We start from the raw sequence: 18140 nt of genomic DNA, 5'->3' as shown, positions 1-18140 counted from the left end.
GGGTTGCGCCGCTGCTATCGACGGGTTGGCGATCTGCTTGCCTATGGCCGGGATGTGCTGCCGCGCTCGCGTTTGCTGACCCTCAACCGCTATCGCTTGCCGGTGATGCTCTGGCGCCATCGCAACGATGATGCGCTGGATGAGTTGCTCAAACCGTTGCGCAAGGTCATCGCCAAGGACAGCAACGGCCAGTTGCTCGCGACCCTGCGCAGTTGGTGTGAACACGATGGCCAGAGCCAGGCGTGTGCCGATGCGCTGGGCATTCATCGCAACAGCCTGCGCTACCGGATGGAGCGGATTGCCGAGTTGAGCGGGGTGGATCCGCTGAAGCTCGACGGGATGCTGGCGTTGTACCTCGGGGTGCAGTTGTTGCCGCAGATTAATCCGGCGATATGAGTTGTTCTTCAGGCCGCCATCGCTGGCAAGCCAGCTCCCACAGGTTTACAAGGTGATTACAAGTTTTGCATCCACTGAAGATCCCTGTGGGAGCTGGCTTGCCAGCGATGAGGCCCGAACATTCGACATCAAGTCCAAGGCCTTTGTAGAAATGAACAATAAACGCCAACCGCCCTTGTGCAGCGGACAGGCGTCAATGCGCATGCCGACTGGCAGCATGAGGAGCATTGGAACTGGAGAATTCGCATGAAAATCGTCATCGCCCCCGATTCGTTCAAGGACAGCCTGAGTGCCCAAGGCGTTGCCGAGGCCATTGCGCTGGGGCTGGCGCAAATCTGGCCGCAGGCGACATTGGTCAAGTGCCCGATGGCCGACGGTGGCGAGGGCACCGTGGAGTCGATTCTTGCCGCGTGCGAGGGCGAGCTGCGCCGCACCCGGGTGCGCGGGCCGCTGGGTACGCCGGTCGATGCCGCGTGGGGCTGGTTGCCGCACAATCACACCGCGATCATCGAAATGGCCGAGGCCAGTGGTTTGCAACTGGTGCCCACAGGGCAGCGCGATGCCTGCATCACCAGCACCTTCGGCACCGGTGAACTGATTCGTGCCGCGCTGGATGCCGGTGCGCAACGGGTGATTCTGGCGATTGGCGGCAGCGCCACCAATGACGGCGGCGCCGGCGCAATGCAGGCGCTCGGGGTGAAACTGTTCGATGCGCAAGGTCAGGCGCTGGTGCCGGGCGGTCTGGCATTGGCGCAACTGGCGCGGCTGGACCTGGGCGAGCTGGATCCGCGTCTGGCCCGAGTGCGCTTCGACATCGCCGCGGACGTCAACAATCCGCTGTGCGGCCCGCACGGCGCCTCGGCGATTTTCGGCCCGCAAAAGGGCGCTTCACCCGCACAAGTGCAGCAACTGGATCAGGCGCTGGGGCACTTCGCCGAGCTCTGCGCGCAAGCGTTGGGCAAGGACGTGCGCGATGAGCCGGGCAGCGGTGCGGCGGGGGGATTGGGTTTTGCGGCGAAGGCGTTTCTCGGTGCGCAGTTTCAGGCCGGCGTGGAAGTGGTGGCCGAGCTGGTGGGGCTGGCCGAAGCGGTCAACGGCGCCGATCTGGTGATCACCGGCGAAGGGCGGTTCGACGCGCAAACCCTGCGCGGCAAGACTCCGTTCGGCGTGGCGCGGATTGCCAAACAACACGATGTCCCGGTCATTGTCATCGCCGGCACGCTGGGCGAGGGTTATCAGGAACTCTACGAACACGGCATCGACGCGGCATTCGCCGTGACCAGCGGCCCGATGACCCTCGAACAGGCCTGTGCCGAAGCTCCGCGCCTGCTGCGCGAACGTGCGACTGACATTGCCCGCGTCTGGCAGATGGCCAAGTCCTGAAACCCAAACCTGTCATTGTCTGATCTTGGCAAATGACCCCCCCCCCCCGAAACCGCACCCTGTAGGAGCTGCCGAAGGCTGCGATCTTTTGATTTTGATGTTCAAAAAACAAGATCAAAAGATCGCAGCCTTCGGCAGCTCCTACAGGGATCGCAAGGTGTTTCAGTGGTGAAACACTTTGAAAAATATTTGCGCTTTACACGAAACCTTCCTAAAGCCTGGCCGATACAGAGATCAGGCGCACACAGATTCCCTCGAACAGTGACGCCACACTGTACCCGCCCCAAGGTCCAGTGATGACGGCAAGGACGCTCGCAGTTACCTCTACCCGAGAGTCCAACCATGTCCTTGCGTAACCTGAATATCGCGCCCCGTGCCTTCCTCGGTTTTGCCTTTATTGCCTTGCTGGTGATCGTTCTTGGCGTGTTCGCCGTCAACCGCATGACGACCATCCGCCAGGCCTCCATCGACATGGAGACCAATCAGCTGCCCAGCGTGACCTACCTTGGCGTGGTGACGGAAAACGTTTTGCGCCTGCGGATTCTGTCGTTCCGGATTCTGGTCAACCGCGACCCTGCCGGTCTGCAAGAAGCGCAAACGCGCATCGGCGTGCTGGTGGACAAGGTGCGCAGTGCTCAGGCCAGTTATGCCGCGCTGCCTGCCGGTAGCGAAGAGCTGGCGCAATACAAGGCGTTCGCCGCGACGCTGGACAACTATCTGCAAGCGCAAAACCAGATGATGGAGCTGTCGCGTCAGGACAAGGTCGAGGAGATGCGCACCCTGATCAACACGCGAATCAAGGACGGCACCGATCAGATGGGCGAGCAGCTCAACAAACTCATTGCGATCAACGCCGCCGGCGCGAAAGACGCCTCCACTCAAGCGGGCGAGCATTACGACAGCGCCATCACCGGCATCGTCATTGTTGCGCTGGTTGCCGCATTGGCGACGGTGCTGTTGGCCCTGCTGCTGACCCGCAGCATCGTTACCCCGCTGAACCGTGCGGTGCTGGCGGCGCAAACCATCGCCGGTGGCAACCTGAGCAAAACCATTGAAGTCGACGGCAAGGACGAACCGGCTCGGCTGCTTGAAGCGCTGGCCCTGATGCAGACCAACCTGCGCAAAACCATCGAACAGATCGCCGGCTCCGCCACGCAACTCGGTGCTGCTGCCGAAGAGCTCAGCGCGGTCACCGAAGAAGCTTCCCGTGGCCTGCAGCAGCAGAACGATGAAATCGAACAGGCTGCCACCGCCGTCAACGAAATGACCGCTGCCGTGGAAGAAGTCGCGCGCAATGCGGTGTCGACGTCCGAAGCCTCGAACCAGTCGACTCAGGCTGCCCGCGAAGGTCGCGACCAGGTGGTGAAAACCGTCGACGCGATCCAGACCATGACCCACGACGTGCAGAACACCGCGCAAATGATCGAAGGTCTCGCCGCGCAGGGCCGCGACATTGGCAAGGTGCTGGACGTGATTCGTGCCATCGCCGAACAGACCAACCTGCTGGCGCTCAACGCGGCGATCGAAGCGGCGCGTGCTGGTGAGGCCGGACGCGGTTTCGCCGTAGTAGCGGATGAGGTGCGCGCCTTGGCCCATCGCACCGCGCAATCGACCCAGGAAATCGAAAAAATGGTCGCCGGCATCCAGAACGGCACTGGTGAAGCGGTTTCGTCGATGCAGCAAAGCAACCAGCGCACCCAGACCACCCTGGAAATGGCCCGCGCCGCCGGTGTGGCGCTGGAGCAGATCACCCAGTCGATCCATCAGATCAACGAGCGCAACCTGGTGATCGCCAGCGCCTCGGAAGAACAGGCGCAGGTGTCCCGTGAAGTTGATCGCAACCTGGTCAATATTCGCGACCTGGCCACCCAATCGGCTGCCGGGGCCAACCAGACCAGCGCCGCCACCCATGAACTGTCGCGTCTGGCGGTGGATTTGAATGCCATGGTGGCGCGGTTTGTGATTTGACCTAGGGTGAAGGCTGGAGTCCGCGCAATCAGGAGACGTGCATGCGCTATTCAGCCTTGACCCAACGCATTGCCGGGGAGGGAGCCGCAGCCTGGCAGATTCATGACCGAGCGCTGGAGCTGCGCGCCGAGGGTGTCGATATCTTGCTGCTGAGCGTGGGCGATCCGGATTTCGACACGCCGCTGCCGATCATTCATGGCGCCATCGATAGCCTGCTGGCGGGCGATACGCATTATTCCGAGGTGCGTGGCCGGTTGGCGCTGCGCAAGTTGATCGCCGCGCGCCATCAGCGGCGCAGCGGTCAGGTGGTGGATGCCGAGCACGTGATCGTGCTGCCCGGCGCGCAATGTGCGGTGTATTCGGTGGCTCAGTGCCTGCTGGACCCGGGTGACGAGGTAATCGTCGCCGAGCCGATGTACGTCACCTACGAGGGCGTGTTCGGCGCCTGCGGTGCGACGGTGGTGCCGGTGCCGGTACGGCCGGAAAACGGCTTTAGAGTCGATCCCGCCGATGTCGCGGCACGAATCACGCCGAAAACCCGCGCCCTGTTGCTCAACAGCCCCAACAATCCTTCTGGCGCGAGCCTTTCGCTGCTGATCTGGCAAGAGCTGGCGGCGCTTTGCGTGCGCCACGATTTGTGGCTGATCAGTGACGAGGTCTACAGCGATCTGCTGTACGAAGGCGAACACATCAGCCCGGCGAGCCTGCCGGGCATGGCCGAACGCACGGCGACCATCAACAGCCTGTCGAAGTCCCATGCCATGACCGGTTGGCGCATCGGCTGGTCGATCGGCCCGAAGGTGTTGGCCGAGCATCTGGTGAACCTGTCGTTGAGCATGCTCTTCGGTCTGCCGGATTTTGTGCAGAAAGCAGCGGAGGTCGCGTTGGCCAGTGATCTGCCGGAGGTGACGCAGATGCGCGAGGAATATCGGTTGCGCCGGGATCTGGTGTGCGAACGCTTGCGCGGCTGCCCGGGGCTGCAGCCGATTCGCCCCGATGGCGGGATGTTCGTGATGGTCGATGTACGCCAGACCGGGTATGGCGCGCAGGCGTTTGCCGAGCGGCTGCTGGAAGGCTACGGCGTGTCGGTGCTGGCCGGTGAGGCGTTCGGGCCGAGTGCGGCGGGGCATATTCGCATCGGGCTGGTGCTGGATCGGCTGAAACTGGCCGATGCCTGTGCGCGGATTGCGTTGTGTGCGGTGCAGCTGTTGCAGGCGCGTAGTGCATGAGAAATGTGTATTGCCTGTCCCGGCCTCATCGCTGGCAAGCCAGCTCCCACAGGTTCTTCAGTGTTCATGATATTTCAGAACGACACCAAACCCTGTGGGAGCTGGCTTGCCAGCGATGAGGTCAGAAAAGGCACTGAAGAACTCAGCCCTGCCAAGCCGCCGGATTCACCAGATTCGCCGGCTTCTCCCCAGCCAAAGCAGCAAGCAGATTCTCCACCGCACACCGCGCCATCGCCTCCCGCGTCTCATGCGTCGCCGACCCCATGTGCGGCGTCGCCACCACATTGTTCAACTGCAACAACGGCGAGTCATGGTTCAGCGGTTCACGCTCGAACACATCCAGCCCCGCCGCGCGAATCCGCTGATGTCGCAATGCGTCGATCAGCGCCGCTTCATCGACGACTTTGCCCCGCGAGATATTGATGAAGATGCTGTCCGGGCGCATCAACGCAAACTGCCCGGCACCGATCAGGCCTTCGGTCTGCGCGGTCAGCGGCAAGGTCAGACAGATGAAATCCGCCTCTTGCAGCAGCGCCTCAAGGCTGCGGTACTGCGCGTCAAAGCGCGCTTCGACCGCCGGTTTGCGCGACTGGCTGTGATAGAGCACCGGCATGCCAAAACCGAAATGCCCGCGCTGCGCCAACGCTTCACCGATCCGCCCCATGCCGATGATGCCCAAGGTCTTGCCATGCACATCGGTGCCGAAATGCGCCGGGCCGATGTTGCGATGCCACTGGCCGCTGCGCACCATGTTCGCCAGTTCCACCACGCGCCGGGCCGTGGCGAGAATCAAGGCGAAACCGGTGTCGGCAGTGGTTTCGGTGAGCACATCCGGGGTGTTACTGAGCAGGATCCTGCGCCGCGTCAGGTAGTCGATGTCGTAGTTGTCGACACCCACCGAGACGCTGGCGATGGCCTCAAGCTGCGGCGCCAGATCGAGCAACGCGGCGTCGAGTTTCAGGCTGGCGCCGAGCAAGCCATGGGCGCCGGACAGGGCGTCGCGCAGCTTCATCAGACCGTCGGCGTCGAGGCTTTCGATCAGTGTCACGTCACAGTGTTGCTGCAGGCGCGTCATCAGCGCCGGCGAGAGTTTCTTGTACAGCACGACTTGCTTGTTCATGGGCGTAAAATCCTTTCAGGAATGCGCTGGCACGGGACGCGTGGCAACGGCTTTGGCCACGACGCGGTCACTGGCGCCGGGCTTGAGAAAAATCGTCAGCACCACCGACAGCAGCAGCGCGCCGCTCATCAGCAGGTACGAAGCACCGGGCGAACCGGTGGAGCTGTTCAGGTAGCCGACCAGATACGAGCCGCCGAACGAACCCAGCGCGCCCATGCTGTTGATCAGCGCCATGGCCCCACCGGCGACGTTGGCCGGGAGGATCTCCGGAACAATGGCGAAGAACGGCCCGTACGGCGCGTACATGCAGGCCCCGGCGATCACCAGCAGCGTGTACGACCACCAGAAATGCTCGGCGCCCAGAGCGTAGGAGCCGTAGAACGCAATGGAGGCGATCAGCAGTGGCGGCCAGACAAAGCGTTTGCGCTTCTGCAGTTTGTCCGAGCCCCACGACACTGCGAGCATGCCGATCACCGCCGCCAGATAAGGCAGCGCCGACAGCCAGCCGGCTTCGATCATGTCCATCTGCGCGCCGGCCTTGAGGATCGATGGCAGCCACAGCACGAAGCCGTAGACGCCGATGCTCCAGCAGAAAAACTGCAGTGCCAGAATGATCACCTTCGGCGAGCGGAATGCCTCGGCGTAGTTCTTCACCGCTTTGATCCCGACCTGTTCGGCGGCCAGAGCGCTTTCCAGATCGTGCTTTTCCTGGTCGCTCAGCCACTTGGCCTGAGCGGGACGATCATCGGCCAGTTTCCACCAGATAAACGCCCAGATCACCGCCGGCAAGCCTTCGATGATGAACATCCAGCGCCAACTGAAGTGCTGCACCAGATAGCCGGAAACCACCGACATCCACAGCATGGTCACCGGGTTGCCGAGGATCAGGAAGGTGTTGGCCCGCGAGCGCTCGGCACGGGTGAACCAGTGGCACAGGTAGACCAGCATCGCCGGCATCACCGCGGCTTCGACCACGCCAAGCATGAAGCGAATCACGATCAGCCAGTAGGCATTGGAGACCACGCCGGTCAGGGTGGCGAGGCCGCCCCAGAAGATCAGGCTGAAGAAGATCAGCTTCTTCACGCTGTGTTTTTGCGCGTAGATCGCCCCGGGCACCTGGAAGAAAAAGTAGCCAAGGAAGAACAGTGCCCCGAGCAATGAAGACAGGCCCGGGGTGATCATCAGGTCGGCGGCCATGCCGGACGCGGCGGCAAAGCCGTAGTTGGCGCGATCCAGATACGCCAGGCTGTAGGTGATGAACACGATGGGCATGATGTACCACCAGCGGCGGGCGGCGAGGGTTGCAGTTTTCATGGTCTTGCTCCTGAGCTTGTTGTTTTTGTCGCAGCAGGTTCAATTAATCGGTTGTCGGTTAGTGCCTCATCGCTGGCAAGCCAGCTCCCACAGGTATCTCGGGTAAGTCGACTATTGCATTCCCAGCGCCGAACCTTGTGGGAGCTGGCTTGCCAGCGATGGCGGCCTCGAATTCGCTGGAGAGCTCGGACCGGGTCGGCAACCCCTCCATATCCCCGCGACTCTGCACCGCCCGACTGCCAATCCAGTTGGCGCGCTGCACCGCCTCGGCAAAACTCTGATGCTCGAGCAAAGCACTGATCATGCCGACCGCAAAACCATCACCCGCACCCACGGTGTCGACCACATTGGCCACCGGCACCCCGGCGACAAAGCCCTGATCCAGCTGCGTGCGGTAATAGGCACCTTGCGGCCCGAGTTTGATCGCCACCGCTTCGGCGCCTTGATCGAGATAAAACGCGGCGATGTCCGCCGGGTCTTCGAAACCGGTGAGCAAACGGCCTTCGCTCAACCCCGGCAGCACCCAATGGGCGAGGCTGGCGAGGCGGTTGATCTCGCGGATCATCTCTTGCTCGGACGCCCACAAGCTTGGGCGCAGATTGGGGTCGAACGACACGCTGCGCCCGGCATGGCGCATGCGCGTCATCAGCTCGAACGACATTTCCCGGGCAGTCGCGGATAACGCCGGCGGAATCCCCGTGGCGTGCAGATGACGGGCACTCAGCAGACTGGCGCGGATCGACTTTGGCGACAGATGACTGGCCGCCGAGCCGCGGCGGAAATATTCGACCTGCGGGTCGCTGCCATCATCGGTACGGGACTTGAACTGGAAGCCGGTCGGATGCGCGCTGTCGACTTCGACGTGGCTGCAATCCAGCCCTTCACTGGCCAGTGTTTCCACCACAAAACGCCCCAGCGAATCGGCACCGACCCGGCTCAGCCACGCCACGTTGAAACCCAGGCGCGACAGACCAATTGCCACGTTGCTGTCGGCGCCGGCAATGCGTCGGTGAAAGTGTTCGACTTCGGCCAGATCACCGGTCTGCTCGGCGACCAGCATCGCCATGGTTTCGCCAAACGACAGAATATCGATGTCAGACATGGGCAGGCTCCAGGCGTAATTGCCCAAGATGGGCGAGGGCGGCGACGTGTTCGCGGGTCAACTGCACCAGATCATCGCCCTGCAACGGGTACTCGGCGGCGCGCATAACGCCTTGGGCCATGTGCCGCAGCAGTTGTTCCCACAGATGCAGATCGCTGACGGCCGGTGGCACGGCGACCAGTTTGCCGTCGGCACGGCGGGCCACGGCTTTGCAGTGCACGTAGCCGACATGGCGCCCGAGCAGGCGTGCGGCGTTGAGCGCGGACTGGTCCTGCCACTGCCAGTTGCCGATGTCGAACGTCATTCTGATTGGCAGGTTGTGCTGCTCGACGGCGGCGAAGAAGCGCTGGAACGGTTCGATGCGTCCGCCATGCAAGGTCTGGTCGTTTTCCACCAGCAGCTGCACCGGGCTATTGCCGAGCAGTTGCTTCAACACCTGCACATCACAGTTGTCGGTGAAGTAACCGAGCGATACTTTCAGCCATTTCGAGCCGAACGCCTCGGCATGTTGCAGGGCGCTGATCAGTTCGGGATTGGGCCGTGCCTGCCCGGCGAGCCACAGTTCGGTCGGTGAGGAATAGATGCTTTGCAGGCCCTGCGCCTGGGCGGCGGCATTCAGTTGAGCCGGTACTTCGCGGGTCAGCAACTCTTCACGCCACTCGATGCGATCGGCGCCGGCGGCTGCCAGTACGTCGACGAAGAAGTCCTGCCCGCGCTGGCGCACAAGCTCGGCGCCGTAGCTGGACAGGCTGATGGAAACGGCAGGTTTATTCATTGTTATTTACCTCTGAAACCGGTTTCATTTTTGTTCAAAAAAATATCAGATGGTTCTGTGATGGCCTTTCGGGCCTCATCGCTGGCAAGCCAGCCCCCACAATGTTCTGGGGGGCTGGATAGATTGCATTGACACCACAAAATCCTGTGGGAGCTGGCTTGCCAGCGAAGGCGTCAGCTCAAACACCACCAATCCCTCCGGTAGACCCGCGCTCAACCAGCACCGGCGCAAAATCCAGCCTGCGGGTGACCTCAACATCCCCCCGCAAACGCTTGAGCAAACACTCAAACGCCCGCGCGCCAATCTCGGCCGTTGGCTGGGCGAGGGCGGTAATCCCGCTGCCCACCAGCGGATACCAATCCAGATCATCCAGGGCAATCAAACCGACATCTTCAAACAACCGACAACCGATTTCGCGCAAGGCGAGCGTACAGGCCAGCGCTGCCACGCCATTGGCGCAAAACAGTGCTTTGGGTCCGGTAGCCTGAGTGTTTAAAAAAGTTTGCAGATCAGTGGCGAGCGCGTTGCTTGTTTCCAGCACGGCCCCGGTCAACCCGGAACGCCGGGCAATCTGCGCCTGAAAACTGCTGACCCGCTCGATCCGCGAGCTGGTGCCGTCGTACGGTTCGGTCACCAGCAGCACATCGCGATAGCCACGTTGTTGAAGATGCTTCAGCGCCATCTCGATGGCTTGTGGGTTGTTCAGCCCGACCATATCGCTGTCCAGGCCTTCCACCTTGCGGTCCACCAGTACCAACGGCATCTCGCGGTGCAGCTCGTGTAGCTCGTCACGGTGATGGCCGAGGGTATTCACGATCAGCCCCTCGATGTTGTACGAGCGCAACAGCGCCAGGTGCTGACGTTCCTGCTCGTCATCGCGATCGGTGTTGCACACCACCAGGCTGTAACCGTGCGCACGGCAGGCGGTCTCCACCCCGTGCATCACGGCAATCGAATAGGGGTTGCGAATATCGGCCACGAGCATGCCGATCAGGCGCGTACGGCCGCGCTTCAAGCCTCGGGCCATCTGGTTCGGGCGATAACCCAGTTCGGCAATTGCCTGTTCGATGCGCAAGGCGATGGCATCGGAGAGCAGGGCGCGGTCATCGCCGATAAAGCGCGAGACGCTGGCCTTGGAGACGCCGGCGCGTTCGGCGACATCGAGCATGGTGACGCGGCTGCGCTGGGCGGCGGAGAAATCGTTCATTGGGCGATCTTCTTGTTTTGAATGAGCAAACGGTGGCATTGCCTGACAATGAAACCGGTTTCAGAGAACTACATCTGCTGAGTTGTCGTCAAGTTTTTCCGGACTATCGAAACGAGATGCGCCTTTTAAAACCGACGAACGGTCGAAAAACCTGTCAGATATGACAGTAGGCAAGGAAGTCTGATGCGCGCCTAATTTCACCAAGGCAGGCGTATCGCACTTTCAGGAAAAGTCATGTCGTCATTCAAGAACAGCGAACACATCGGCGTATTGGCCGTGCCCCTGTCGATCGAGGGGGTGGGGGCCGATGGTGTACTTCCTGAAGCCGCCTCGACTGACGGCGCCAAGTTACTGATTCCGTTATGGCAAGACCCTTCGGTTACACCGGGGGAGAGTGATCTTCTGGAAATCTGGGTAACCCAACCGGATGCCACTGTTGAAGAGTTGGCCTATAGCAATTCCTTCCCGGTTCCGGTTGCCGCGGGTTATCCCGGGGTCTTTTTGTTAGCGGCGCGATTTTTACAGCGAGACGGCAATATTATTCTGCGATACCGGATCACGTTGGGGGATAACGGAAATGAAGATACTTCACTTCCACAAACATTCATTGTTCGGCGTCCGGTCCCGATAAATCTCGCTGAGCCGACATTTCCCCATACCACATTGTGGGGATATCTCAATTGCACTTCGACTCCAAAGTTGTGGGAGGAAGTGTGGGTCGATGTTACGGCTCAACCAGGTCGCTTCCTGGCCAACGATTTGTGTGTTCTGGAGTGGGAGGGGTTCGAAAGCCTCAACGGTACAACGCCGATCCCACTCACTGCGCTGGAAATCAAAAAAATTCTAACCCGGGAAGAGGCTGACAACGGGCCTACTTTCATACTCGGAAGCGATAAGTATGAACGCTATATAAAACCGATGGAAAGAAATGCCTCAGCATTGGCCCGTTACACGCTTTATCGAAATGGTATCGCCTTGGGTCGCTCGCCATTTGGTTTGGTAAAAATTGATCGGGTTAAACCAGGTTCCAACATTCTTTGCGGTCCGGCATCGGTCGCAGGGTTAGATGCAAATGACAAAGATGCCTTGGCGTTAAATGAGGCCGACAGTGCTGAAGCGTTAGTCCCAGAAACTTGCAGATTGCCGTCGCACGCTTCTTCGTTGGACAACAACGTTGAAAGTTCAATGAAACACTCACCGATGGAGTTACCAAAAATGAATATGCAGTTTAATGCAGGCGACATTCTGGCTTTGGCACCGGTTATCGTGGACCAACTGCCGGACAACCGGTTGACTTACAAACAACTCAGAGAAGACCGGTCGCTGAAAGTCACGCTCGCGGACGTTCCTGACAAAGGTCCTGACGGCGCGGTAAGAATTGACCTTCATATATTTCCGAAAGGAACGCCAATCAACGAGTTCGACCCGACGTTCATCGTTGATAGCAAGAAGAGAAGCGACCAGTCGGGGGGGGATTGGAGCTTCCCGATCGAGTTCGATGCGCCGGTCGCCACATTGACTGAAAAATTTAATTCAGCGGGCGATTACACTGCCTATGAAGCTGCATTCGTAATTTTTGACGCCTTTGATAACCCGGACACTTCTGCACCGCACACCGAGGTGCTGGTCGACCTCACTGCGCCGTATCAACGCCAGCCGGGCGGTCCCAATGGTACTGGCCCTCGTCCGCCTCTGCTGACATTGGGGGCCACTGTACCCTCAATCATCAATGACGCCTGGTTGAACGACCCTGCCAATGCCGGTGGATTGAACCTGGAAATCCCTCATGCCTACCAAAAGTTCGAACCAGGTGTGGATCAGTGCCTGTTCTTTATTTCTAAACAGACAACGTTTACGTTGATGTCGGGTGAAACGCCTGCATTCGAAGGCTCTTTACCCGCCACCGGGATTATCAATATTCCGTTGAGTTTTTTGAGCGGTTTGTCAGAGGGAACTTACTATTACTCTTACAACCTGACAGACGCTCCTGGCAACATCAGTAACAACGCAGCGATTACCACACTGTTCCAACGTGTTGTCACCCCGGCCCCGATTCCTGAGGCTCCGCGAATTCCGGTCACGGGTGCCGATGGACGTATTGCGATCAATCTCACAACGGTGAATCCTCCTCCATCGAAAGCCATCATGGAAATCGATTTCCCACTCAATTCGATCCCTGGTGACCGCATCATTCCGTACCTGTCGTCCGACGCCGGATTATTTCCGCTGCCGGAGCAGCCAATCCCGCCGGCAGGAACACCGGGGCCGCTGCGTTTCGACCTGGATTACACCACGCTTGCCGATGTTTTTGGCGACGCCAACAATCCAGACGAGGTGGAGTTCGAGTACTGGTATGAACTGAGTCGTCCAACCATTCCGTCGAACCCGGTATCACCTTCCGCATTCGGCTTGATCGACTTCGCTTACGCAGGGCCTGAACAGCCCAATCTGCCTGATCTGGAGAACCCCAACATTCCCAATGTGGTGGTACAGGGCGCGGGTACACCGACTCCAGCCCCCAACACACTGACCCCAGCGCAAGCCGGATTGGACGCAGTGATGAACTGGCCGGTCTGGACTGACCCCGACCGCCCTGTCACCGGGCGAGAAGTCGTCAAGTTCTATTATCAGGGCAAGCAGGTCGGGGACCCGGTGCCGGTACGCCTCGGTGATACAACTGTCACCACCAAGTTGCCATGGCCGACAATCCTTGCCGAAGGCAACGGCAGCGGAGCAGATGCCAGACAAGCCTATATCACCGTGGAATACCCTGGCAGTGCCAACGTGATGAAGCAGCTGGTCACCACCAAGGTCAACGTAACAGCGATCGTCATCAACTTGCCTGAGCCCCAAATCGTGGTCTCTGCGTTCCGTGGACCAACCGGTACATTGGTTCCGGAGCGTGTCACCACCAGTATCAACTGCCCGAGTTTCAACCACCCGTCCGTGGTGAACGGTCCGATGCCGCCTTTTTTGCCGCGCCAGCTGCGAATTCGTGTGCGGCGTGATGCCAACATTCCGACCGGTGCGGTGGTGAATCTTGACTTTGAAGGTCGAACCACCAATGCCGTGGGGGCGCCGGCTATTCCTGGCACGCACCTCACCCGTTCGGCGCCGATGCCACCGACAGGCGATCTGGAGTTCAGGTTGACAGAGTACGCACCGGAAATCCGCACAATTCAACTGCCAAGCCCGAATGGCACCACTCGGCCGACCGGCAGGTTTGCGCGTATAGCCTATACGGTCAACGGCGTAACTGCCGAGGTTACGGTGGCAGTTCAGTTGCTCAATGCCAGCCTGGTGTATTGCGACGAAGAACGTCCGGAGGTTACTCCGTAATACATGCACTCAATGACGCTCTTGTTGATGAGGGAGCGATTCTGCCCTTCATCAGCAAGAAGCGAAGTTGTGTACGTTCAGATACGGAGATACCTACGTATAAAAGGACAAGTCCTACTGGTTTGAGGATTTGTCCTACATATCGTTGAAAGGTTAATCCGTAGTCTGGCGGCCTTTACCTGTCCGGCTTGCGAGTGTTCTCGAGTCGGTCGCTCGTTCCCAAGGGAATGCATTCGAGTAGGACTCAACCATGTCGCCAGAGCCGGTATTCAACTTTTCCAGAACCCAAGTCAGCGTGTGGGTGCTATCAATTATCCCCGCGTTACTCAACTCTTCCATGATCCAGGCGGCCACCGTGCCGGCAGGAACTACTCAAACGATCGACGCCAGTTCACCACTGGACGTCTGGCAGTTGCAGACCAACGCAACGCTGACAGGCTCGGGAGCAAATACCCTGGGACTTTCCAGCACCACGGGGGGGCTGATCAATCTGAGTAACTCGACAGTCGCCTCTGCAGGTGCGGGTGGACTGCAGAACGGTATTTCCCTGACCAACGCCACGGCAACCCTGAACAACTCCAACGTCACCAGTTTGAACGGGATCGGCATCTCGGCCGTGCGCAGTATTACCAGTGTCGGCGGCTCTACCGTAAACCTGAGCAACAACACGACTGTCAGAGGCCTGCAAGGCGGTATTGCCGGCAACCGTTTCAGTGAATTGAATGTGCAGGGATCTACCGTGGAAGGCACCGGTGCCAACAGTTTCGGGATCCGTCTGCTCGAGGGCTCGCTGTCGGCCACTGCCGGCAGCAGTATCACCGGTGGGCTCAACGGCCTGACCGTGGGCACCGACACACTGGTATCGACGGTGATTCCATCGACCATCGTCCTGGACAATTCCCGTATCGAAGGCAAGAGCGGCTCGGCTATCGTCGTGGGTATCAACGCGCCGAACTTTCCCACCGTCGCGAAAATCTCGGTGCTCAATGGTTCCAGCCTGATTGGCGGTAACGGTACGATGCTTGAGGTTCGCACCGGCGCTTTGGCCGAATTGTTGGTCGACGACAGTCGCCTTACCGGCAATGTCGTAGCCGATGGAGGTGGTTCGGCAAACGTCACGCTACAGAACAAAGCGACATTGACCGGTAATCTGCAGGGTGTCACCAACGCAACCCTGAACAATCAGGCACACATGTTCGGCGATGTTCTGGGGGCTTCGCGGGTGTCGATCGACAACGCTTCCTCGCTCACCGGTAATCTGGAGAATGTCGCCACGGTTTCGCTGAATAACCAGAGTTTGATGAAAGGTGACATCAACGCTGCGCCCGAGAGTTTGGCTACGGTGACGCTTGATAACGGGGCAACTCTGGTGGGCCAGGTCACTAATGTGAACAACTTCTCGATCAATAATCAGGCGCTCTGGCAAATGACGGGCAGCCAGTCGGTGAGCAATCTGGATCTGCAAAATGGCGGCAAGGTCCAGCTCGGCGCTTATCAGCTCAATGTCTCCAATCTCGGCGGAAACGGTACTTTCGGGATCGACACAGACTTCGGCACGGGTAGTACCGGTCTGCTGAACCTCACCGGCAATGCTGTCGGGAGTCATCAGTTAGTGGTCGCCAGTAGCGGTACGGATCCGGTCAGCGATGCGCAGATCAAAGTGGTTCAGACGGCCGGTGGTACGGCTCAATTCGGATTGCCCACAGGGTTTGTCGACGCAGGGGCATTTACCTATCGACTGGTCAAGGAAGGTGAGGACTGGTACTTGCGCCCGGACAAGGAAGTGGTGAGTACGCCGACCCGCTCGGTCATGGCGATCTTTGGTACGGCGCCGACCGTTATCTACGGTGAAATGGCCTCTCTGACTAACCGCATGGGTGAGCTGCGTGCGAACAGTTCGCCAACTGGCGGGTGGATACGATCGTATGGCAATCGCTTCAGCATTAGCACCAATGCCTACGGTGATGGCTACAGTCAGAGCCAGTATGGTCTGGCGATGGGGGTTGATACCCCGGTGCAGATTGCCGGTGAACGCGTTTTGCTGGGTACCTTCATTGGTTACAGCAAGTCTGATCTTGATTTGAGTCGCGGCAGTTCAGGGGAAATCGGCAGCACTTCGTTCGGGGTTTACGGTACCTGGCTTGGTGACAGTGGCTACTACCTGGATACCGTTGCCAAACTCAACCATTTTCGCAATGAAGCCAAGGTTTCGATGAGTGATGGCTCACGTACCGATGGCAATTACAATAATTTCGGGGCCAGCGCATCGGTGGAGTTTGGCAAACATATCGATCTTGCCGCCGGCTATTACGTGGAGCCCTTTACCCAGTGGCAGATGGCTTCGGTGCAAGGCAAGAATTTCAGCCTGGACAACGGCCTGAACGCTGACGCCGATACTACTCGCTCGCTGCTGGGCAAGGCAGGTGTGACGCTGGGACGCGGCATGACGTTAGCCAATGGCAGCGTTCTGCAACCGCATATCCGCGCTGCGGTAGTTCAGGAATTCGCGAAAAACAATGAAGTACGGGTCAATGACAACAAGTTCAACAATGACTTATCAGGTACGCGTTTCGAAGTCGGAACCGGAGTGGCCTGGACACTGAATGACCGCTGGCAGTTACATGCTGAGGTGGATTCCAGTAAAGGTGATAACGTGACCAAGGATTTTGGTCTCAATATGGGCGCGCATTACAAATTTTGATCTGACAGTCTCGAGCATAAAAAAGGAAGCCTACGCTTAATGCCAGTCAGTCAAGCCCTCTTGCTTGACCTGTCGCAAGAAACCAAAATCCGATGCCTGTACTGGCATCGGATTTTTTATGCGTCTGACTCGGGAACTGGCTCGACGAGAGGAGCGGATTTATCCCCCGCGCCATCCGGCTCAAATCCCCGAAGTATCCGATCAGAAATAAAAATGCCAGTCAGCTTGCCTGACCGGCATTAAGCCTACGCTTGCTTTTTTGCGTTCCAGGCTAGCCGGCTTTCAACACCTGAAACTTGCCTTTGAGAATAAAGGCATTTTCTTCAGTATCAGGCAGATCAATATTGATATTGAAACGACCCTTGACGTTTTCATCGCTCGCTGGCTCGATCTCGATCTCTCCCGAGACGCCTTCATAAATTTTCCCGTCATCGTTTTTAAAACTGAAGGCCACATCGGCGCGACTTTTCACCTCGTACTTGCCCACGGCCAGGTCCCCAGGAAGTACAAGGGTAAGTTCGCGAGTAGTTGTGTGGGTTGCACGAGTGTTCTTATCACTTCGGTGAATGGCGGTGATACTCACTGCGTCGAGTTTATTTCGGCCTGCTTTTACCTTGTCGATCAATCTGGCGTTGGCAGTAAATGGGAGTACTTCCAGTTCGGAATTGGCAAACGCTTCGGCGTTCACATAGTTGCCTTCGGCGAAACTGGTTCGTTTGATCATCATGCTCATGGGCTTGGTCTCCGTTACTTTGAGTAAGGTATCCAAAGGCCATGCATGGCCCTAATCCTGGATAGGCTATGAGAGCCTGCTTTCAGGGCGACTGTAAACTGTCAGAGTTGACAGTTTACAAACGGCATTTTCAAGCGGCAGTTTTAGATTGAGCTCAGGGTCCAGCCTGGACTGGCGAGGTCAACCGAACAGTCCTGCTGCAATATTGATCGAGAATCCGAGAATCGCCGTATTGAACACAAATCCGATCAACGATTGCGCGAGTACGATCTTGCGAATATCGCGGGTGGCCACGCCGATATCCGCCGTCTGCACCGCGACGCCGATGGTGAACGAGAAGTACAGGAAGTCCCAGTAATTGGGTGTGGTCAGCCCTTCGGCAAAACGCAGGGCTGGTTCCTTGCCGTCCCAGGTGTAGAACAGGCGGGCGTAGTGCACGCAAAAAATGACGCCGATCAGCAGCCATGAGCCCACGACCGTGAAAGCGGTGAACGCGTAATGCAGCAGTTTGCGATGGGTATCCAGATCCTTGGTGCCTGCCAGTTCAAGCGTGATGGCGGCCAGGCTGGCTAATGCCGCGATACACACCACGAACAGCACCAGTCCGGCATTTTCGTCCTCGACGACGGCGATGCGTTTGACGTCTGGCGCCTTGGCGCGAACGGTCAGCCAGAACATCAGGATCAGGTAGGTCCAGACGCCGGCGTTCCAGCCGATGAGGATTTTGCCGACGATGGATTCGGCGGGCACCAGAAGACCGGTGGCAAGGCCGACCAGAGCGGCGGCGGACAGGCGAGGGTGGGTGCGGGCGAGGAAGCGCATGGGGACTCACAGTGATGATCAATCCCTGCACCTTAGCGCACGCAACCGTGC

The 18140-nt window shown here is 58.9% G+C and carries 13 protein-coding genes; 6 read left to right on the top strand and 7 right to left on the bottom strand.

Features of this window, described 5'->3' with window-relative positions:
- The 4 genes from DBR18_RS29630 to DBR18_RS21005 form a co-directional block, all read left to right on the top strand.
- A partial coding sequence (locus tag DBR18_RS29630) for a CdaR family transcriptional regulator (protein ID WP_256588831.1) occupies nucleotides 1-396 on the top strand: 396 nt, incomplete at its 5' end.
- 246 nt (nucleotides 397-642) lie between these two features.
- Nucleotides 643-1779, top strand: a complete 1137-nt coding sequence (locus tag DBR18_RS21015; protein ID WP_108591758.1) for a glycerate kinase — start codon at nucleotides 643-645, stop codon at nucleotides 1777-1779.
- 342 nt (nucleotides 1780-2121) lie between these two features.
- A complete protein-coding gene (locus DBR18_RS21010) occupies nucleotides 2122-3747 on the top strand; it encodes a methyl-accepting chemotaxis protein (RefSeq protein ID WP_108591757.1) in 1626 nt (541 codons plus the stop codon).
- Nucleotides 3748-3788: 41 nt separating this feature from the next.
- Nucleotides 3789-4976 carry a pyridoxal phosphate-dependent aminotransferase gene (locus DBR18_RS21005; protein ID WP_108591756.1) on the top strand — a complete coding sequence of 396 codons (1188 nt, stop codon included), beginning with the start codon at nucleotides 3789-3791 and terminating at the stop codon, nucleotides 4974-4976.
- A 142-nt stretch (nucleotides 4977-5118) separates the two neighbouring features.
- On the opposite strand, the gene DBR18_RS21000 is transcribed toward DBR18_RS21005, so the two are convergent.
- From DBR18_RS21000 to DBR18_RS20980, 5 genes are all read right to left on the bottom strand, one after another.
- The gene (locus DBR18_RS21000; protein ID WP_108591755.1) at nucleotides 5119-6096 is read right to left on the bottom strand and encodes a D-glycerate dehydrogenase; all 978 of its coding nucleotides are present in this window, start codon (nucleotides 6094-6096) and stop codon (nucleotides 5119-5121) included.
- A 15-nt stretch (nucleotides 6097-6111) separates the two neighbouring features.
- Nucleotides 6112-7410, bottom strand: a complete 1299-nt coding sequence (locus DBR18_RS20995; RefSeq protein WP_007963386.1) for an MFS transporter — start codon at nucleotides 7408-7410, stop codon at nucleotides 6112-6114.
- A gap of 58 nt (nucleotides 7411-7468) precedes the next feature.
- Nucleotides 7469-8512, bottom strand: coding sequence for a sugar kinase (locus DBR18_RS20990; protein ID WP_108591754.1), 1044 nt, complete (start codon nucleotides 8510-8512; stop codon nucleotides 7469-7471).
- Nucleotides 8505-9287: an AP endonuclease gene (locus DBR18_RS20985; RefSeq protein WP_108591753.1), complete on the bottom strand. Its 783-nt coding sequence runs from the start codon at nucleotides 9285-9287 to the stop codon at nucleotides 8505-8507. The genes DBR18_RS20990 and DBR18_RS20985 overlap by 8 nt, the downstream gene beginning before the upstream one ends.
- A gap of 178 nt (nucleotides 9288-9465) precedes the next feature.
- On the bottom strand, nucleotides 9466-10494 hold the full coding sequence (locus tag DBR18_RS20980; protein WP_108591752.1) for a LacI family DNA-binding transcriptional regulator: 1029 nt from the start codon (nucleotides 10492-10494) through the stop codon (nucleotides 9466-9468).
- 234 nt (nucleotides 10495-10728) lie between these two features.
- On the opposite strand from DBR18_RS20980, the gene DBR18_RS20975 reads away from it, so the two are divergent.
- Both DBR18_RS20975 and DBR18_RS20970 read left to right on the top strand, forming a co-directional pair.
- Nucleotides 10729-13833 (top strand): hypothetical protein, encoded by a 3105-nt coding sequence (locus DBR18_RS20975; RefSeq protein ID WP_108591751.1) that lies wholly within the window; start codon nucleotides 10729-10731, stop codon nucleotides 13831-13833.
- A gap of 250 nt (nucleotides 13834-14083) precedes the next feature.
- A complete protein-coding gene (locus DBR18_RS20970) occupies nucleotides 14084-16534 on the top strand; it encodes an autotransporter outer membrane beta-barrel domain-containing protein (protein ID WP_108591750.1) in 2451 nt (816 codons plus the stop codon).
- 271 nt (nucleotides 16535-16805) lie between these two features.
- On the opposite strand, the gene DBR18_RS20965 is transcribed toward DBR18_RS20970, so the two are convergent.
- Both DBR18_RS20965 and DBR18_RS20960 read right to left on the bottom strand, forming a co-directional pair.
- The gene (locus DBR18_RS20965) at nucleotides 16806-17267 is read right to left on the bottom strand and encodes a DUF6252 family protein (RefSeq protein ID WP_108591749.1); all 462 of its coding nucleotides are present in this window, start codon (nucleotides 17265-17267) and stop codon (nucleotides 16806-16808) included.
- Nucleotides 17268-17447: 180 nt separating this feature from the next.
- On the bottom strand, nucleotides 17448-18089 hold the full coding sequence (locus DBR18_RS20960) for a DUF1345 domain-containing protein (protein ID WP_108591748.1): 642 nt from the start codon (nucleotides 18087-18089) through the stop codon (nucleotides 17448-17450).
- Nucleotides 18090-18140: the final 51 nt, after the last annotated feature.

Source organism: Pseudomonas sp. HMWF021 (genome assembly GCF_003061005.1).
Classification (GTDB): Bacteria; Pseudomonadota; Gammaproteobacteria; order Pseudomonadales; family Pseudomonadaceae; genus Aquipseudomonas.
This window is presented reverse-complemented; position numbering and strand designations above follow the sequence as displayed.